Below are 16,865 nucleotides of genomic sequence, written 5' to 3'. Positions count from 1 at the left end.
ACTTCCCGCGCTGCTGCGGGGCGGAGGTGTGAGATGCCACAGCACCAGTCAGATCCACGGGCCGGGCTGTCCGCTACGGACAAAGCGCCGGACCCGCGACTCGCCGCCAACTCCGAACCGGCCCCGAACCGCCTGGCCGGAGCCCTCTTCGCCAGCCGGGGCACCCCGGCCGGCGGCGTCACCGTCCGCTTCTACCTGCCCGGCTTCGGCGGCAAGTCGACCCTGCTGGGGGAGACGGTCACCGGCCCGGACGGCAGTTACCTCGTGGACCGGGAAGTGCCGCCCGACCTCACCCGGCTGGAGGTACGAGCCGTCGGCGTGGACGGCGCCGAGGTGACTCTGGCCGGCCCCGCCGACCTGGTCGACCCGACCGCGCCGATCAACGTGGTCATGCCGGTCGAACAGCTACCGCCATCGGAGGCGGAGTACGCCCGGCTGACCGCCAGCCTCCGTAAGCACCTCGGCGGCGCCAGCCTCGCCAAGGCCGAGGAGAGCGGTGACCGCCGCGACCTCACGCTGTTGCACGAGGCCACCGGCTGGGACGCCCGACTGCTCGCTCTCGGTGCCGCCGCCGAACAGCTCTCCGAGACCATCGGCGTCAAGCCCCCCGTGGCGTACGGGCTGCTGCGGGCCGGGCTGCCCACCGATCCGGTGCAGCTGGCCCGGATCAGCCCGACCGGGATCGGCCACGCCCTGCGCAAGGCGGTCGACGCCGGGGTGGTGGCGCTCGACGACGGCGAGATCCGGGAGGCGCAGGCCGCCCTCGACGCGTTCGGCCGCAGCACCCGGCGGCAACTGGCGATCAACGGCACCGCGTCCAGCTACGGCTCGATGCTCAAGGCCACCGGGCTCACCGACGACCAGCAGAACCGGTTCGACGAGATCTTCTCGGCCCACGACGGCGACGCGGCCAGCCTGTGGCAGCGGGTCGCCCGCGCCGACCTGCCGGTCGACCAGCTCCGGCTCACCGCCCAGCTGGGCACCCTCACCCTCAACAGCGCCCGCCTCACCGAGCAGCTACGGGCCGAGGCCGGCAGCCCGGAGCGGCTGGCCGACACCCTGGTCGGCGCCCGCCTCTACCAGCCGAAGGCCTGGCAGGAGCGGCTGCACAGCCTGGCCAAGGGCAACGAGCGGGTGCTCGCGCAGATGATCCCGCCGGTGTACCAGGCCGACACCACCGCCCAACGGCTGGCGGCGTACACCGCGGACCTGGCCTTCAAGGTGCGGCGCAGTTTTCCGACCCAGGTGCTCGGTGACCGGCTGCGCACCGGCGAGCTGTCGCTGCCCACCGACGGCCCGGCGACGACCCGGGACGTGGCCACGGTCCTGGACCGGGCCGCCGGCATCGGATTCGTACCCGGCCAGGCTCCGCTGCACCGGCTGGTCACCGAGGAGCGGGAAGCGCTCTTCGCCGGCATGAGCCAGCAACGGGCGCAGGCCGCCACCGCCGCCCTGGCCACCCTCACCCGGCAGTACCAGATCACCGCCAGCGACGAGGCACTCGCCGCGTTGCAGCGCCACCGACTCGCCTCGGCGGCCCAGGTGAGCGCCATCCCGGAGCGGATGTTCCTGGCCCGCTACGGCGCCGACTTCCCCAGCCCGGCGGAGGCGTCGTTGACCTGGCGGCGGGCGCAGCAGGTGACCGCGGTGACGTTGAACCTGGTCACCGCCGCCAAGCAACTGGACTCGGCCCGGCTGCTGCCGGCGCTGGCCGCCCCGGCCGAGCAGGTCGACCAGTTCCAGGGCGAGCTGGTCAAACAGTTCCCGACACTGGAGTCGCTCTTCGGTTCGCTCGACTTCTGCCAGTGCGAGCACTGCCGCTCGGTGCTCAGCCCGGCCGCGTACCTGGTCGACCTGCTGAAGTTCCTGGACGACGCGCCGGCCGCCCCGACCAATCCCTACCTGGCCCTGACCCAGCGCCGACCGGACCTGCCGCATCTCCCGCTGACCTGCGAGAACACCCACACCGCGCTGCCCTACATCGACATTGTCAACGAGATCCTGGAATTCTTCCTGGTCCACGACCAGCTGGCACCGGAGGCCGCCTACGACACCGGCGGCGCGCTCAGCGCCGATCTGATCGCCGAGCCGCAGAACCTGCTACCGGCCGCCTACGACCTGCTCAAGCAGGCCCGCTATCCGCTGACCGCCCCGTTCGACCTGTGGCTGGCCACGGTCCGCGCCTTCACCGGACACTTCCAGGTGCCGTTCGGCGAACTCCTCGACGCGCTGCGCCGCTCCGAAGAGCTGCGTCCGGCCAGCGGGTACGGGCTGGCCGCGGTGGCCTACGAGCGGCTCGGCTTCGGCCCGGCCGAGGTGGCAGTGCTGACCGCGGCCGGTACGACCTGGCCGGAGCGCTACGGCTACCCGCCCGACGCGGCCCCCGCGGTCTGGGGCGAACTGGCAAACGCCCGCACCCTGGCCCGCAGGCTCGGCGTCACCTACCACGAGCTGGTGGCACTGCTGCGGACCCGGTTCGTCAATCCGGGGCTCGGTGTGCCGGGCGGCGACCCGCTGGTGCTCGCCGATCCGGCCGGCGCCGAGCCGTGCAGCTGGGCGGATACCACGCTGCGGCACGCCGGTGGCGCCTCCGCCGCGCCGATCGACTTCCTGCTGCTGAACCAGTTCGTCCGGATCTGGCGGCGGCTCGGCTGGCCGCTTGCCGACACCGACCAGGCGCTTGTGACGTTCCTGCCGACCACACCCGACCCGCGTACCGTGGCGGCGCTCGGCCCGGCCACCGCCAGCGCCCTGCTCGGCCTCTCCCACCTGGCGTACCTGGCGGCGGGGCGGTCGGCCAGCGACCGGCAGGACCTGCTCACGCTCTGGGCGCGGCTGCCCGACCACCGGTACGAGGAGCTGTTCCTGACCGGCACCACCCAGACCCGGGACCCGGCCTTCGCGGGCGAGCCGGGCAGCTATCTCAGCACCGCCGGGGTGCTGCTGACCGACCACCGACAGGCGGTGCAGGCGGCGCTGCGGCTGACCGGCCCGGCGGTCGACGAGGTGCTGGCCTCCGCCGGACTGGACCCGGCCACCGCGCCGCTCAGCATGGCGACGGTCTCGCTGTTGCACCGGCACGCGGTGCTGGCCCGGCTGCTGGACCTGAGCGTGACCGACCTGCTTGTGCTTATCGAGCTGACCGGCCTGGACCCGTTCACCCCGCTGCCCGCCGCACCGGTCGACGACGCCGACGACGATCACCCGTACCGGCAGACGATCCGCTTTGTCGACACCGTGCGCCGGCTCACCGACGCCGGCCTGACCACGGCCGAACTCGACTACCTGGCGCGGCACCGGTTCGACCCGGTGGGGCCGCACCGCGCCGCCGCCCAGCCACCGCTGGCGCTGGTGCGGGACCTGACCGCCGAGGTGACCCGGATCCGCGCCGAGTACGCCGTCCCGGCCGACGCGCTGACCTTCACCGACGAGATGGTGGCCCGGACTCTGGCGCTGGTGCTGCCGGCGCCGGTGGTGACCGCGTTCCTGGCCGCCTGGACCACAGCCGACCCGGCGTTGCTCCCCGACGAGCTGTTCCAGGAGCACCTGCGCCGCCGGGTGATCCCCGGCGTCGGCGAGGTCGGCTTCCTCGACCCGGCCGACCTCGACCCGCTCTTCGACCCGCCGGCCGGTGACCAGGCCGCCGACGCCGCCCGCCGGGCCCTGCTGGCCGGCGCGCTGCTGCCGTACGCCCGGCAGCGGCTCACCCGCCAGGCGGTGGTGACGGCGGTCGCCGCCGACCGGGATGCCGATCCGGTGCTTGTGGAAGCCCTGTTGACGAACCCGGTGCTGCTCGACGACCCGCAGGCCGCCGGGGTTCCGCTGCTGGAGAGCTACCTGGCCGCCACCAGCGGCGGGCTGAGCAGCTCGGCCGGCCAGCTGACCGGGTTCGTGCTGCTGCCCGCCTCCGGCGGTTACCAGTTCGAGGCGCGCTGTGCCGTGGCCGGTACGCCTGTGGTGCTGCGCTTCGACCACCTCAGCGAACCGACCCTGGCCGCCACCTCGGCGCCGGACGCGCTGGCCCCGGCCGCCGAGTTGGAGCTGCGCGCCGGGGTGCCGTACGGGTTCACCCTCAGCCATCCGCCCGGCACCGAGGTGCAGCTCTGGGTACGCGGCCGACAGTTGGCCGCCGCGCCGGTGCAGACCCTGCCCGGCTATCCGCGGACCGAGGTGGAGCGGCTGCACCGGCGACACCTGCTGCTCGGCAAGGTGCTGCGGCTGGCCGGCACGCTCGGCCTGACCGAGCTGGAGCTTCGGCACCTGCTCACCCACCCCGACGACTTCGCCGGGCTCGACCTCGGCGCCCTCCCCACCGAGCTGGACACCGACCCGGCGCGGGTGCGGGCACGGATCGGGCAACTGCTGCGGCTGGCCGGGTACGCCCGGCTCCGCGCCGAACTGGCAGCCGAGCCGGCGGACCTGGTGGCCGTGCTGGCGCACGCCCGGCGCCGGCTGCCGGCCGGTGCCGACCCGACCGTGGTCGCCGGTGCGGTGCTGACCGAGGTGACCACCCGGGTCGCCGAGATCACCCGGCGGCCACCGGCGGTGGTGGCGGCGGCCGCGCAGCTGCTCGGCATGACCGCCGCCCCGGTCGGGGACACCGTGGTCGCCGCCGACTTCACCCAGGAACGCGGGCTGGCCCGGCTCTGGCGGGTGTTGGCGCTGGCCACCCGGATCGGCGTCGACCCGGTGGCGCTGGGCCGGTGGGCCACCCCGAGCCCGGACGCCACGGTGGCCCGGGACGTACGCGACACCGTCCAGGCCAGCTGCCCGCCGGAGACCTGGCGGCTGCTGGCGCAACCGATCTTCGACCGGCTGCGCCAGCAGCGCCGCGACGCGCTTGTCGCGCAAGTGCTACAGGTGACCGGCTACCAGCGGGTCGAGCAGCTGTTCGAGCACTTCCTGATCGATCCGGGCACCGAACCGGTGGTGCAGACCTCCCGGTTGCGGCTGGCCATCTCCTCGGTACAGACCTTCGTCCAGCGGTGCCTGCTCAACCTGGAGGAGGGGGTGGCGCCCTCCTCGATCAACAGCGACTACTGGGAGTGGATGAAGCGCTACCGGGTCTGGGAGGCGAACCGGAAGATCTTCCTGTGGCCGGAGAACTGGCTGGAGCCGGAGTTCCGGGACGACAAGACCCACCTCTTCACCGAGTTGGAGAGCGCGCTGCTCGAATCGGACCTGGACCCTCCGGCGGTGGAGGCGGCCTTCCTCGGCTACCTGCGCGGGCTGGAGGAGATCGCCCGGCTCGACATCCGCGCCGTCTACCTGCAACGCAAGCCCGACCCGGACGCGAACGTGCTGCACGTGGTGGCCCGTACCCCGAACGCGCCGCACAGGTACTTCTACCGCACCTGGTCCCGCCGGTCCTGGACGCCGTGGCAGCCGATCACGGCAAACATCGACGGCGACCACCTGACGATGGTCTGGTGGCAGGGCCGGATCCACCTGTTCTGGGTGGTCATGCTGCCGCAGGCCGAGCAGCAGCAGAGCAGCAGCACCACCCAGGCCTCGCAGCTGAGCCTCCAGACGGTGACCGGGCTGAAGCCGCGCCGCAAGGTGGAGGTGCAGCTCTACTGGAGCGCCTACACCCCCGGCGCGGCCGGCCCCGGCGAGTGGAGCGACCCGGCCCTGGCCACCGCCGAGGACCCGCAGATCGTCACCGTCAACGCCGATTTCCTGGCCCGGCGGGTGTTCATCTGGTCTGACGTGCTCACCGACGGCAGCGTGTCGATCTCGCTGCTCGGGCAGGGCGCGGAGCAGTCGTTCCGGGTCACCAGCCGGCACGTGCCGCCGCAGCACAGCACCTCGGCCCGGGTGCCGCTGGAGCCGCCGTACCTGACCGGCAGCGACCTGCCGCTGGCCCGGGACGGGCAGGGCCGCTGGAAGGGCGCCCGGCCGAAGTTCCGGGTGCACGTGGAGGGCGAAACCGTCACCAACCAGGGGACGACGCCCTGCGACATCACCGAGGACATCCTGGGCAACGTCCCGAGCGACTACCAGCTGGTGATCGTTCCGCCACCGGCCAAGCTGGCGAAGTCCGCAAGCGGCAAGGGCGGGGGCAAGGCCGGCCAGGGGCCGAACAACCGGCCCGAGGACCCGTTCTTCTACCTGGACGCCGAGCACACCTTCTTCGTCGAGCCGGACTGGGTCGAGTTCTCCCTCGCCGACGGCGACCAGGCGCTGGCCGCACAGTCGCCGGTCTGGCACCAGTTCGACTCGGCGAAGTTCTGGGTCGATCAGCCGGTCGCGGCGGTGTTTCCGACGCCGCGCGGGTTCAAGGTGCCGCGCGAGGTGCTCGGCAAGATCCCGATCGTGCCGCCGGAGGACCTGGTCACCCGCCCGCAGACGCTGATCCGCTACGGCGGCGAGCTGATCGGCTCCGGCGGTCTGCTCGCCGCCTCCACCGACCGGCTGTTCCGGACCGGCCCGCAGGGCACGGCCGCCCGTACCGAGGCGTGAGGAGCTGACACCATGGCCATCGAGGTCTCCACCACGCTGGCGTCGTCGTACCACACGGGCTGGTTGGCCGAGCGGGCCGGCGCGCTGGTCGTGGCGCACCCGCAGCTGCCACCGCCGCTGGTGCTGAAGAAGGTACGTCTGCTGCGGTACCGGTTCCACCCGCACTTCCACCCGTACGTCACCGAACTGGTCGACCGGCTCATCGGCGGCTCGGTGCGCGGCCTACAGGACGCCGACACCGCGTCCCCGCCGTGGCGCAGGGAACTGTACACCGCCCAGCGCTACGACCCCAGCTCGCTGCTCGTGGTGAACGACGAGCGGCACCGGCACCCGGTGGCCGACCTGGACTTCTCGCCCGGCGGCGCGTACTCGGTCTACAACTGGGAGCTCTTCTACCACGTGCCGATCACCGTCGCGACGCACCTGATCCGCAGCGAACGGTTCGCCGACGCCCAGCAGTGGCTGCACTACCTCTTCGACCCGACCGACGACAGCGACCACCCCACTCCGCAGCGGTACTGGAAGGTCCGGCCGTTCCGCGAGGGCGATCCGACGCTTATCGAGAAGGTGCTGGTGAACCTCTCCACCGGGGCCGACCCGAAGCTGTGGGAGGAGACCGTCGACGCGATCGGCAAGTGGCGGGACACCCCGTTCCGGCCGCACGCCGTCGCCCGCTACCGGCACACCGCGTACATGCTCAAGGCGGTGATGACCTACCTGGACAACCTGATCGGCTGGGGAGACTCGCTGTTCCGGCAGGACACCGGGGAGGCCATCAACGAGGCCACCCAGCTGTACGTGCTGGCCGCGAACCTGCTCGGCCCCCGACCGCAGGAGGTGCCCCGCAAGGGCGTCCAGGCCCCGCAGACGTACGCCAGTCTGCGCGGCAAGCTCGACGAGTTCAGCAACGCGCTGACCGAGGTGGAGGCCGACCTGCCGTTCGACGCCCTGGCCCAGGTGCCGGAGGCCGCCGACGGCGCACCGATGGCCGCCCTGCACAGCGTCGCCACCTCGCTCTACTTCTGCGTACCCCGCAACGACCGGCTGCTCGGCTACTGGGACACGGTCGCCGACCGGCTGTTCAAGATCCGCAACAGCCTGAACATCCACGGGGTGTTCCGCCGGCTGCCGCTCTTCGACCCGCCGATCGACCCGGCGCTGCTGGCCAAGGCCGCCGCGGCCGGCCTGGACGTGGGCGCCATCGTGGCCGGGCTGGGTCAACCGTTGCCGCTGGTCCGGTTCCAGGTGCTGGTGGCCAAGGCCTCCGAGCTGTGCCAGGAGGTCAAGTCACTCGGCGGTCAACTGCTCGCGACGATCGAGAAGCAGGACGCCGAGGCGATGGCGATCCTGCGCGCCAAGCACGAGACCGTGCTGCTCGCGCTCGGCGAGTCGGTCCGGTACGGGCAGTGGCAGGAGGCGATCAAGAACCGGGAGGCGCTGGAGAAGAGCTTCTCCGGTGCGGTCGCCCGCTACACCTACTACGAGCGGCTGCTCGGCACGGCCGAGAACGAGGTCACCGTACCGGCGCTGGATCAGCTCGACACCGACGGGCTGCACCGGTTGCGGCTGGCCGCCCGGGAACCGGACCTGGCCCACCGCAGCATCGAGGTCGACATCGCCACCCCGTCGGTGGCCGATGCCGGCGGCCGGAAGATCTCCAGCTACGAGGCGAAGGAACTGGACCTGCTCTTCGGCGCGCAGCTCTCCCAGGACATCGCGGCCGGCATCGACGCGATCGCGGCGGTGGTCGGTTTCGTGCCGCAGATCGAGGCGTCGGCCAAGCCGTGGGGCATCGGCGCCGGGGTCTCCATCGGCGGCATCCACCTCAAGCAGATCCTGGACGCCGGCTCCGCGGTCGCCAAGGGGATCGCCGGCCGGCTCGGCTTCGAGGCCAGCCAGGCCGCCAAGCTCGGCGGCTACCAACGGCGCGAGCAGGAATGGACGTTCCAGCGCAACCTGGTGGCCAGCGAGATCACCCAGATCTACCGGCAGTGGCGGGCGGCCCAGATCCGGGAGGCGCTGGCCGAGCGGGAGTGGCGTAACCACCAGCAGCAGATCCGGCACGCCCAGGAGGTGGAGGAGTTCCTCACCGACCCGAAGAAGGGCAAGACCAGCAACGTGGAGCTGTACGGGTGGCTGCGCCGCGAGGTGCGCGGCCTGTACGGCCAGTGTTTCCAGTTCGCCTACGACGTGGCCAAGCAGGCCGAGCGGGCGCTTCAGCACGAACTCGGCGACCCCGGGCAGACCTTCCTGCGCTACGGCTACCAGGCCGGCAAGGAGGGGTTGCTGGCCGGTGAGCGGCTCTATCTGGACGTCCGGCGGATGGAGCTGGCCTACCACGAGCAGAACCGCCGCGAGTACGAGCTGACCACCCACGTGAGCCTGCGCCAGCTCGACCCGATGGCGCTGTTGGCCCTGCGGGCCACCGGGTCCTGCGAGTTCGCGGTGCCGGAGGAGCTGTTCGACCTGATCGGCGCACCGGGCCACTACTTCCGGCGACTGAAGTCGGTGGCGCTGAGCATCCCGTGCGTGGTCGGACCGTACTCCGGCGTCAACGCCACCCTCACCCTCCAGGGCAGCCGGATCCGGATCAGCCCGGCGCTGGGGGAGGCGGACGACCCGTACGCCACCACCGGCGACGGCGACCCGCGCTTCAGCGACCACCTGGGCGCCACCCAGTCGGTGGTGACCAGCTCCGGCAACCAGGACAGCGGCCTGTTCGAGGTGAACCTGCGCGATGAGCGTTACCTGCCGTTCGAGGGGGCCGGCGCGATCAGCCGGTGGCGGTTGGAGCTGCCGACCGCGCTGCCGCAGTTCGACCACAACACCATCTCCGACGTCGTACTGCACCTGCGCTACACCGCCCGGGAGGGCGGCGCACCGCTGCGCTCGGCCGCCCAGCAGCACCTGACCACGCTGGTGTCGCAGGCGGCCACCGCGGGCTCGGTGCGGCTGCTGTCGGTGCGCCACGAGTTCCCCACCGAGTGGGCCCGGTTCACCGCAACCGAACTGGACGGCCAGACCCCGGAGGCGGCCCTGACGCTCACCCTGCGGGAGGAGCACTATCCGTACTGGGCGCGGGCGGTGGCCCCGATCGGCCTGCACGGGGTGAGCCTGGTCGCCGAGCCTGGACCGGACACCAGGGCCACCGTGACGGTCGCCACCATCGCGCCCGGCGAGCCGGACCGGATCACCTCCCCGCTCGCCACCGCCGCCAACCTGGGTGGGCTACGGGTGGGCGCCCTCGCCGATGATCCGTTGCCGCCGGCGCGGGGCGAGGTCACCCTGCACCTGGACGACAACACGATGACCGATCTCTGGCTGGTGCTCAGCTGGGGTGCCGAGGTCGCCGGCTGACCGGCCCCGCACCCCGCCGGTGGGCACCGCCTAGACCGAGACCGGCTGCGGATCGCCGGCGGCGTCGTGGGCCGCCATGGCCTCCTGCCGGTCGGGCTCCTCGAGCAGGATGGCGCAGTGCAGCCACGGCTCCGGGATGGCGAAGCCGTCCACCAGCGTCCGCATCCGCGGGCGCAGCTCCTTGAGCAGGTCGTTCACCACGCCGGTGATCGCCTTGGAACGGGCCGGGGTGAGCCGGTCGTGCTCCAGGAACCAGGCCTTGTTGGTTTCGATGACGCTTAGCGCGTAGAGGTCACAGACGCGGGAGAGCAGCGCCTGGACGGCCGGGTCCGGGGTGTGCTCGATGCCGGCGACGAACGCCTCCAGGGTGACCCGGTCGATGTGCGCGGCGGCGACCGCCAGGACGTGGTCCTGGACGTCGTTGAAGATGTCGAAGGGGCGGTCCTTCTTGGTGGCCGCGCCGCCGCGCAGGCGGCGGATGGCGGTTTCGAGAAGGTGCTTCTCGCGCTCCTCGAACATCTTGAGGTGCCAGCCGCGGTCGGTGACGGCGACCTCCTCGTCGCGGCCGGGCACGGCGCTCACCAGCCGCTGGATGAGCGACCGCGCGGCGGTGCGCTCGATCATCATTTCCCGGACCCGTTCGGCGACGAAGGAGGCCCGACCCCAACCGTCAAGCGAGCCGAACTCGTCCCGATAGCCGGTGAGCAGGCCCTTCGCCACGAGTTGGAGCAGCACCGTGTTGTCGCCCTCGAAGGTGGTGAAGACGTCGGTGTCGGCCTTCAGGCCGGGCAGCCGGTTCTCGGCCAGATAGCCGGCGCCGCCGCACGCCTCGCGGCACGCCTGGATCGTGCGGGTGGCATGCCAGGTCTGCGCGGCCTTGAGACCGGCGGCCCGGGACTCCAGCTCCCGCTGCCGGTGCTCGTCGACCGGCCGGTCGTCGCCCTGCGCCTCGTCCAGCGCGGCCACCAGCTCGGCCTGGGCGAAGTGCAGCGCGTACGTGGTGGCCAGGGCGGGCAGCAGCTTGCGCTGGTGGGCCAGGTAGTCGTTGAGCAGCACCTCGCGCTCGGCGTCCGGGCTGCTGAACTGGCGGCGGATGTCGCCGTAGCGCGCCGCGATGGTCAGCGCCGACTTGGTGGCCGCCGCCGCGGCACCGCCCACGCTGACCCGGCCCCGGACCAGGGTGCCGAGCATGGTGAAGAAGCGCCGGGAGTCGTCCTCGATCGGGCTGGAGTAGGTGCCGTCCGCCGCGACCTGGCCGTACCGGTCCAGCAGCATCTCCCGCGGCACCTGGACGTGGTCGAAGCTGAGCCGCCCGTTGTCCACGCCGAGCAGCCCGGCCTTGGCGCCGGCGTCGCCGATGGTCACCCCCGGCATCGGGTTGCCCTGCGCGTCGCGGATCGGGACCAGCCACGCGTGTACGCCGTGCCGCCGGCCCCCGGTGATCAGCTGCGCGAAGACCACCGCCATCCGGCCGTCGCGGGCCGCGTTGCCGATGTAGTCCTTGCGGGCCGCCTCGTGCGGGGTGTGCAGGTCGAAGGTCTGGGTCTGCGGGTCGTACGTGCAGGTGGTGCGCAACTGCTGGACGTCGGAGCCGTGGCCGGTCTCGGTCATCGCGAAGCAGCCGAAGATCTCGCCGGAGATGATGTCCCGAAGGTAGGCGTCGTGGTGCCGCCGGGTGCCCAGCGCCGCCACCGCGCCGCCGAAGAGGCCCCACTGCACGCCGGCCTTGACCATCAGCGACAGGTCGACCTGGGCCAGCATCTCGCTGGCGACGATCGACGCGCCGACGTCGGCTCGGCCGCCGTACTCGGTGGGGAAGGCCGATGCGATACCCAGCTCGACGGGGAGCGCGCTGAGCAGCCCGGTGATCCGCTCCCGTGCCTGGTCGCCGGTCTCGCCGTACACCGGCAGGAAGCGCGCGTCGAGCTGTTCCCGGTGCGCGTTGCGGACCTCGGCCCACGGCCCGTCGAGCACTTCCTGGAGGCGGGCGAGGTCGATGGCGTCGGACGCGGAACTGGGCATGGCTACCTCGCACGGTTGTGGGTACAGCCTGTACCCAGCCAAGAATACCGGCCCGCTAGAGTGGCCGCGTGGGTGACGCCGCAGTGAAACGGGACACCATCGCCGCGCGCCGGGCCGCCGGGATCCCGCAGGAGCGCGCCCGGCGGCGGCAGTTGATCGTGGAAGCCGCGATCCGGGTCATCGAGGAACACGGCACGGTCGCCGGCCTGGGCACGGTCGCCGACCGGGCCGGGCTGCCCAGGCCGCACGTCTACCGCCACTTCGCCAGCAAGGACGACCTCGACCAGGCCGTCGCCCGGCACGCGGCCCGGTTGTTGAGCGCGTGGATCCGCCCGTCACTCTCCGCCCCGGGCAAACCGCCGGAGGTGGTGCACGGCGTCATCGACCGGGTGCTGACCTGGGCGGTGGAGCACCCGAACCTCTACCGGTTCCGGGCGCGCCTGCGCACCGCCCAGGCGGTACCTGAACTCACCGAGGCCGCCGTCGCGACCCTGCGCGCCGCCGGCTACCGGGCGCGGCTGCCCGCGTACGTGGTGGCAAGCGTCGTCGGTCTGGTCGACGCCGGCATCATCTGGTGGTTCGACCACCGGGACGAGGTCGGGCCGGGCCAGTTGACCGACTGGCTCGCGGCCCAGGTCTGGCGGGTCGTGGCCGAGATGGCGGAGTGACCGTCGGTCGATCCTCGGCACCACCTTTCCCGGCAATACTCAGCTGCATCGATGCGTAGAGTACGATCGCGGTCGGGAGCCGCCACACCGCCGCAGGCCGTCTCTCTGCCGCCTGCGGATTCCAGTCGTACCCAACCGACCGGCGCGTGTTCCTCGCCGGGTTGGGCATCCGGTGAGCGACCTCGGCGTCGGCGGAGCAAACCGGAGCATCGATGAAACTGTCACGAACAGCACGCCGTCTTGGACTGGGCGCGGTCACCGTACTCGCCGCCGCGTTCACGATGGTCGTCGTCAGCCAGGCCGGCCCGGTCTCGGCACACGGATCCGTCACCAACCCGCCGTCGCGCAACTACGGATGCTGGGAACGTTGGGGATCCGACCACCTCAACCCCGCCATGGCCCAGAGCGACCCGATGTGCTGGCAGGCCTGGCAGGCCAACCCGAACACGATGTGGAACTGGAACGGCCTGTACCGCGAGAACGTCGGCGGCAACCACCAGGCCGCCGTACCGGACGGCCAACTGTGCAGCGGCGGCCGTACCCAGGGTGGCCTCTACGCCTCGCTCGACGCGGTCGGCGCGTGGACCGCGAAGCCGATGCCGAACAACTTCAAGCTGACGCTTACCGACGGCGCCCGGCACGGTGCCGACTACATGCTGATCTACATCACCAAGCAGGGCTTCGACCCGACCACCCAACCACTCACCTGGAACAGCCTGGAACTGGTGCTCCGTACCGGCAGCTACCCGACCACCGGGCTCTACGAGGCCGACGTGAACGCGGGTAACCGGACCGGCCGGCACGTCGTATACACGATCTGGCAGGCGTCCCACCTCGACCAGCCGTACTACCTCTGCAGCGACGTGATCTTCGGTGGTGGCGGCACCCCGCCGCCCACCACCCCGCCGCCCTCGAACCCGCCGCCGACCACGCCGCCGCCCACCACCGCGCCGCCGACCACCCCGCCGCCGGCGGGCAACGGTGGCTGCACCGCCACCTACCGCAAGACCAACGAGTGGTCCGGTGGCTTCGGCGCCGAGGTGACCGTCCGGGCCGGCAACGCCGCCATCTCCGGGTGGACGGTCAGCTGGACCTGGCCCAACGGCCAGAACATCACCAGTTCCTGGAACGCGTCGATAACGTCGAGCGGGTCGTCGGTCACCGCCAGCAACGCCGGCTACAACGGCAATCTGGGCGCGAACGGCAGCACCAGCTTCGGCTTCAACGGCTCCTGGAACGGCACCAACTCCACCCCCACCCTTACCTGCGCAGCCCGGTAGAACAGCGCTGCCGGCGGGGGTGGCCCGACCGCCACCCCCGCCGGCGGTCCCCGGTGTCCGGCCGGCAGATCGGCGCACCGGGCGACGTCAGCCCTGGTCATGGGGGCTTCGCTGGGAGCGGTACCACGGGAGGAGCTGAGATCGATACACTCCCCGCAGCGCCGGAACCGTCCACAAGCTCCGGCGGGCGCCGACCGACCTGAATGGAGACGCCCTGTGACCCGTGACAAGGCGGCACCGCCCGGCATCGACACCAGCGTTCCCAGTGTCGCCCGGGTCTACGACTTCTTCCTGGGCGGCAAGGACAACTTCGAGATCGACCGCAAGGTCGCCGAGCACGCCCTGCGGATCACACCGGACGGGCCGGCGGCCGGCCAGGCGAACCGGGCCTTCCTGCGTCGGGTGATCCGGTTCCTCGTCACCGAGGCCGGCATCGACCAGTTCCTCGACATCGGGTCGGGGCTGCCCACCCAGGGCAACGTGCACGAGGTCGCCACCGAGCACAACCCGAAGGCCCGGGTGGTGTATGTGGACAACGACCCGATCGTCCTGGCGCACGGGCGGGCCCTGCTCGCCGAGGAGGGCACGGCGACGGTGATCCAGGCGGACATCCGGTCGCCACAGGAGATCCTGAACCATCCGGACGTACGGCGGTTCCTCGACTTCGACCGGCCGGTCGGTCTGCTGCTCTTCGCGATCCTGCACCACGTCGGTGACGACGAGGACCCACGAGGAGTGGCCGCAACCCTGATCGACGCCCTGCCGTCCGGCAGCTACGTGGCGATCTCCCACTTCCGCGACCCGGGTGAGCGGGACCCGGAGGGTTCCCGTAAGGCGCGCGAGGTCGAGCGGGTCTTCAACGAGTCGCTCGGCACCGGCCGCTGGCGCACCGACGAGGAGATCCTCGCCTTCGTCGACGGACTGACGCCGTTGGAGCCGGGGCTGGTGCCGCTGGCCGAGTGGCGCCCGGAACCGGGCACGGCCGCCCCGGCGCAGACCGACACCTACCACACCTTCGTCGGCGTCCTCGCCCGCAAACCTTGAGCTCCGACGCCGTCGTCAAAAGGCGGTGGCAGGTGTAACCACCTGGCTCAGTCCGCTGCCGGGCGGTGGGTCGCGGCGGCGCGTCCCATCCGAGCGACGGCGTCGGTGAGGATCGCGGGCGAGGTGGCGAAGTTGAGGCGTACGAAGCCGCTGCCGCCCGTACCGAAGACCTCCCCGGCGCTGAGGGCGACCCGGGCCCGGTCGAGGAACATCTTCGCCGGCCCGACCAGGTGACTGGCTACGCCGGGCTCGGTTGCCGGGTAGGTCGGGACGCCCAGCCGGGTGCAGTCCAGCCAGGCGAGGTAGGTGCCCTCGGGGCGGTGGTAGGTGACGGCGGGAAGCTGCTCGGCCAGCAGCTTCGCCAGCAGGGTGCGGTTGGCGTCCAGACCGTCGAGGAGGAGGTCGAGCCACGGCCCACCGGCCTGGAACGCGGCGGTGTGCGCGAGCACCCCCAGGTGGCTGGGCCCGTGGCTGACCTCCGCCGGCATCCGACTGAGGTCGGTCGCGGCCTGCGGGCCCGCGATGGCGAGCGCCGCCTTGAGGCCGGCGAGGTTCCATGCTTTCGAGGCGGAGGTGACGGCGAAGGCGTTCTCGGCGCCCGCCACGGTGAGGTACGGCGTGAGATGTGCGCCGCGCAGCACGACGGGAGCGTGGATCTCGTCGGAGATCACCCGCAGGCCGTGCCGGTCGGCCAACTCTGCGACGGTCTGGAGTTCGTCGCGGCGGTGGACGACGCCTGTCGGGTTGTGCGGATTGCACAGCAGGAAGGCCGGTCGGCGGCCGGCGGCCCGGGCGCGGCGGAAGGCCTCGTCGAGGGCGGCCGGGTCCATCCGCAGATCGGGTCCGAGTGGAGCCTCGATCACCTGCCGGTCGGCGTGGCTGACGAAGGAGTAGAAGGGCGGGTACACGGGGGAGCAGAGCACCACCGCGTCGCCCGGATCGGTCACCAACCGCAGGAGCTCGACGATCCCCATCATCACGTCGGGTACGACGGTGGTGTGCTCGACGCGGAAGTCGTGCCAGCCCCAGCGCCGGGCGGCGAAGTCGGCGAGCGCCTCGGCGTACCCGATCCCATGCGGATAGCCGGTGTCGCCGAGGTCGACCGCCCGGCGCAGCGCGTCAGCCACCGGGGGAGCCAGGGGCACGTCCTGTTCGGCGACCCAGAGCGGGAGCACGTCGGGCGGGTGCATACGCCATTTCGTGCTGGTGCGCTGCCGGAGTTCGTCCAGGGTGAGCTGGGTCAGGGGATTCCGGGTCGCCGAACCGTCGGTGCCGGGAAGATCGCTGGCCATGCCGCCCACCCTAGGCGCGCCGCCCGGATCCGGCCGGGTGCCGGCGGTTCAGGCCGGGACGGGGGCGGCGCCGAGGGCGCGGCCGGCCTCGCGGGCGGCCTGCCGGGCCTCCGCGTGCATCTGGGCGGCCTGGTCGGTGAAGGGATCCAGGTCGGGGCTGACGCCGACCAGGGTGAACTCACGTTCGACGACGGTGAGGTCGGCACCCCAGGCGTCGGCGAAGATGCGGCGTAGGTAGGGCGTGGAGTGGTCCCAGCCCTCGCGCGGGGTGCCGCTGCCGTACGCCCCGCCCCGTACCGTCACCAGCACCACCGGCTTGCCCTTCAGGAACGGCTTGCCGAGCACCCGCGGGTCGGTGCAGAGCAGGTCGAGGTACGTCTTGAGGTGCTGCGAGACACCGTAGTTGTAGAGCGGCACGGCGAACAGCAGGGCGTCGGCGGCGAGCAGTTCGTCCACAAGTGTGGCGGCGAGGGTGAGCGCTTCCTGTTGCTCGGCGGTGCGCTCCTGTGGCGGGGTCGCCCCGGCGGTGACCGCCGCCGCCCAGACGGTCGCGGGCAGGGTGTCGACGCCGACGTGGCGGCGCTCGACCGGGTCGCCGGGGTGGGCCGCGAGCCACTCCTCCTCGACGATGTCGGCGATCTCGCGGCTCGCGGAGCCGTGGGTACGAATGCTGGCGTCCAGCCGGAACAGGGTCATGACGTACTCCCAGGAGGTCAGAGGTTCAAGCTTGAAGTTACGTT

The 16,865-nt window shown here is 72.0% G+C and carries 8 protein-coding genes; 5 read left to right on the top strand and 3 right to left on the bottom strand.

Translation table 11 applies throughout. From position 1 onward, the window contains the following. The first annotated feature begins 33 nt into the window (after positions 1-33). Positions 34-6,462, top strand: a complete 6,429-nt coding sequence (locus tag AC507J_RS18170) for a neuraminidase-like domain-containing protein (protein ID WP_496290351.1) — start codon at positions 34-36, stop codon at positions 6,460-6,462. Between the two features lie 12 nt (positions 6,463-6,474). Then, on the top strand, positions 6,475-9,819 hold the full coding sequence (locus AC507J_RS18165) for a Tc toxin subunit A-related protein (protein ID WP_496290350.1): 3,345 nt from the start codon (positions 6,475-6,477) through the stop codon (positions 9,817-9,819). 30 nt (positions 9,820-9,849) lie between these two features. On the opposite strand, the gene AC507J_RS18160 is transcribed toward AC507J_RS18165, so the two are convergent. Next, entirely contained in the window at positions 9,850-11,841 is a 1,992-nt protein-coding gene (locus AC507J_RS18160) for an acyl-CoA dehydrogenase family protein (RefSeq protein ID WP_496290349.1), read from the bottom strand. A gap of 68 nt (positions 11,842-11,909) precedes the next feature. Here AC507J_RS18160 and AC507J_RS18155 point away from each other — a divergent pair, with 68 nt between their 5' ends. The 3 genes from AC507J_RS18155 (at position 11,910) to AC507J_RS18145 (ending at position 14,833) form a co-directional block, all read left to right on the top strand. Further along, positions 11,910-12,509, top strand: coding sequence for a TetR/AcrR family transcriptional regulator (locus AC507J_RS18155; RefSeq protein WP_496290348.1), 600 nt, complete (start codon positions 11,910-11,912; stop codon positions 12,507-12,509). 212 nt (positions 12,510-12,721) lie between these two features. Next, positions 12,722-13,789 (top strand): lytic polysaccharide monooxygenase auxiliary activity family 9 protein, encoded by a 1,068-nt coding sequence (locus AC507J_RS18150; RefSeq protein ID WP_496290347.1) that lies wholly within the window; start codon positions 12,722-12,724, stop codon positions 13,787-13,789. Positions 13,790-14,005: 216 nt separating this feature from the next. Next, positions 14,006-14,833 carry an SAM-dependent methyltransferase gene (locus tag AC507J_RS18145; protein ID WP_496290346.1) on the top strand — a complete coding sequence of 276 codons (828 nt, stop codon included), beginning with the start codon at positions 14,006-14,008 and terminating at the stop codon, positions 14,831-14,833. A gap of 47 nt (positions 14,834-14,880) precedes the next feature. Here the strand turns inward: AC507J_RS18145 and AC507J_RS18140 are convergent, their stop codons facing one another. Both AC507J_RS18140 and AC507J_RS18135 read right to left on the bottom strand, forming a co-directional pair. Next, the gene (locus tag AC507J_RS18140) at positions 14,881-16,125 is read right to left on the bottom strand and encodes a MalY/PatB family protein (protein ID WP_496290345.1); all 1,245 of its coding nucleotides are present in this window, start codon (positions 16,123-16,125) and stop codon (positions 14,881-14,883) included. A 48-nt stretch (positions 16,126-16,173) separates the two neighbouring features. Further along, complete coding sequence (locus AC507J_RS18135) at positions 16,174-16,821, bottom strand: FMN-dependent NADH-azoreductase (RefSeq protein WP_496290344.1); 648 nt, start codon at positions 16,819-16,821, stop codon at positions 16,174-16,176. Positions 16,822-16,865: the final 44 nt, after the last annotated feature.

The organism is Micromonospora sp. PRAS1 (assembly GCF_059553435.1).
The sequence above is the reverse complement of the archived record's forward strand: the minus strand, read 5'-3'. Positions and strand labels throughout refer to the sequence as shown.

Excerpts from the sequence above, each read along its gene's own strand:
- AC507J_RS18170 (WP_496290351.1), top strand. The coding sequence starts at position 34 with ATGCCACAGCACCAGTCAGATCCACGGGCCGGGCTGTCCGCTACGGAC.
- AC507J_RS18165 (WP_496290350.1), top strand. The coding sequence starts at position 6,475 with ATGGCCATCGAGGTCTCCACCACGCTGGCGTCGTCGTACCACACGGGC.
- AC507J_RS18160 (WP_496290349.1), bottom strand. The coding sequence starts at position 11,841 with ATGCCCAGTTCCGCGTCCGACGCCATCGACCTCGCCCGCCTCCAGGAA.
- AC507J_RS18150 (WP_496290347.1), top strand. The coding sequence starts at position 12,722 with ATGAAACTGTCACGAACAGCACGCCGTCTTGGACTGGGCGCGGTCACC.
- AC507J_RS18140 (WP_496290345.1), bottom strand. The coding sequence starts at position 16,125 with ATGGCCAGCGATCTTCCCGGCACCGACGGTTCGGCGACCCGGAATCCC.
- AC507J_RS18135 (WP_496290344.1), bottom strand. The coding sequence starts at position 16,821 with ATGACCCTGTTCCGGCTGGACGCCAGCATTCGTACCCACGGCTCCGCG.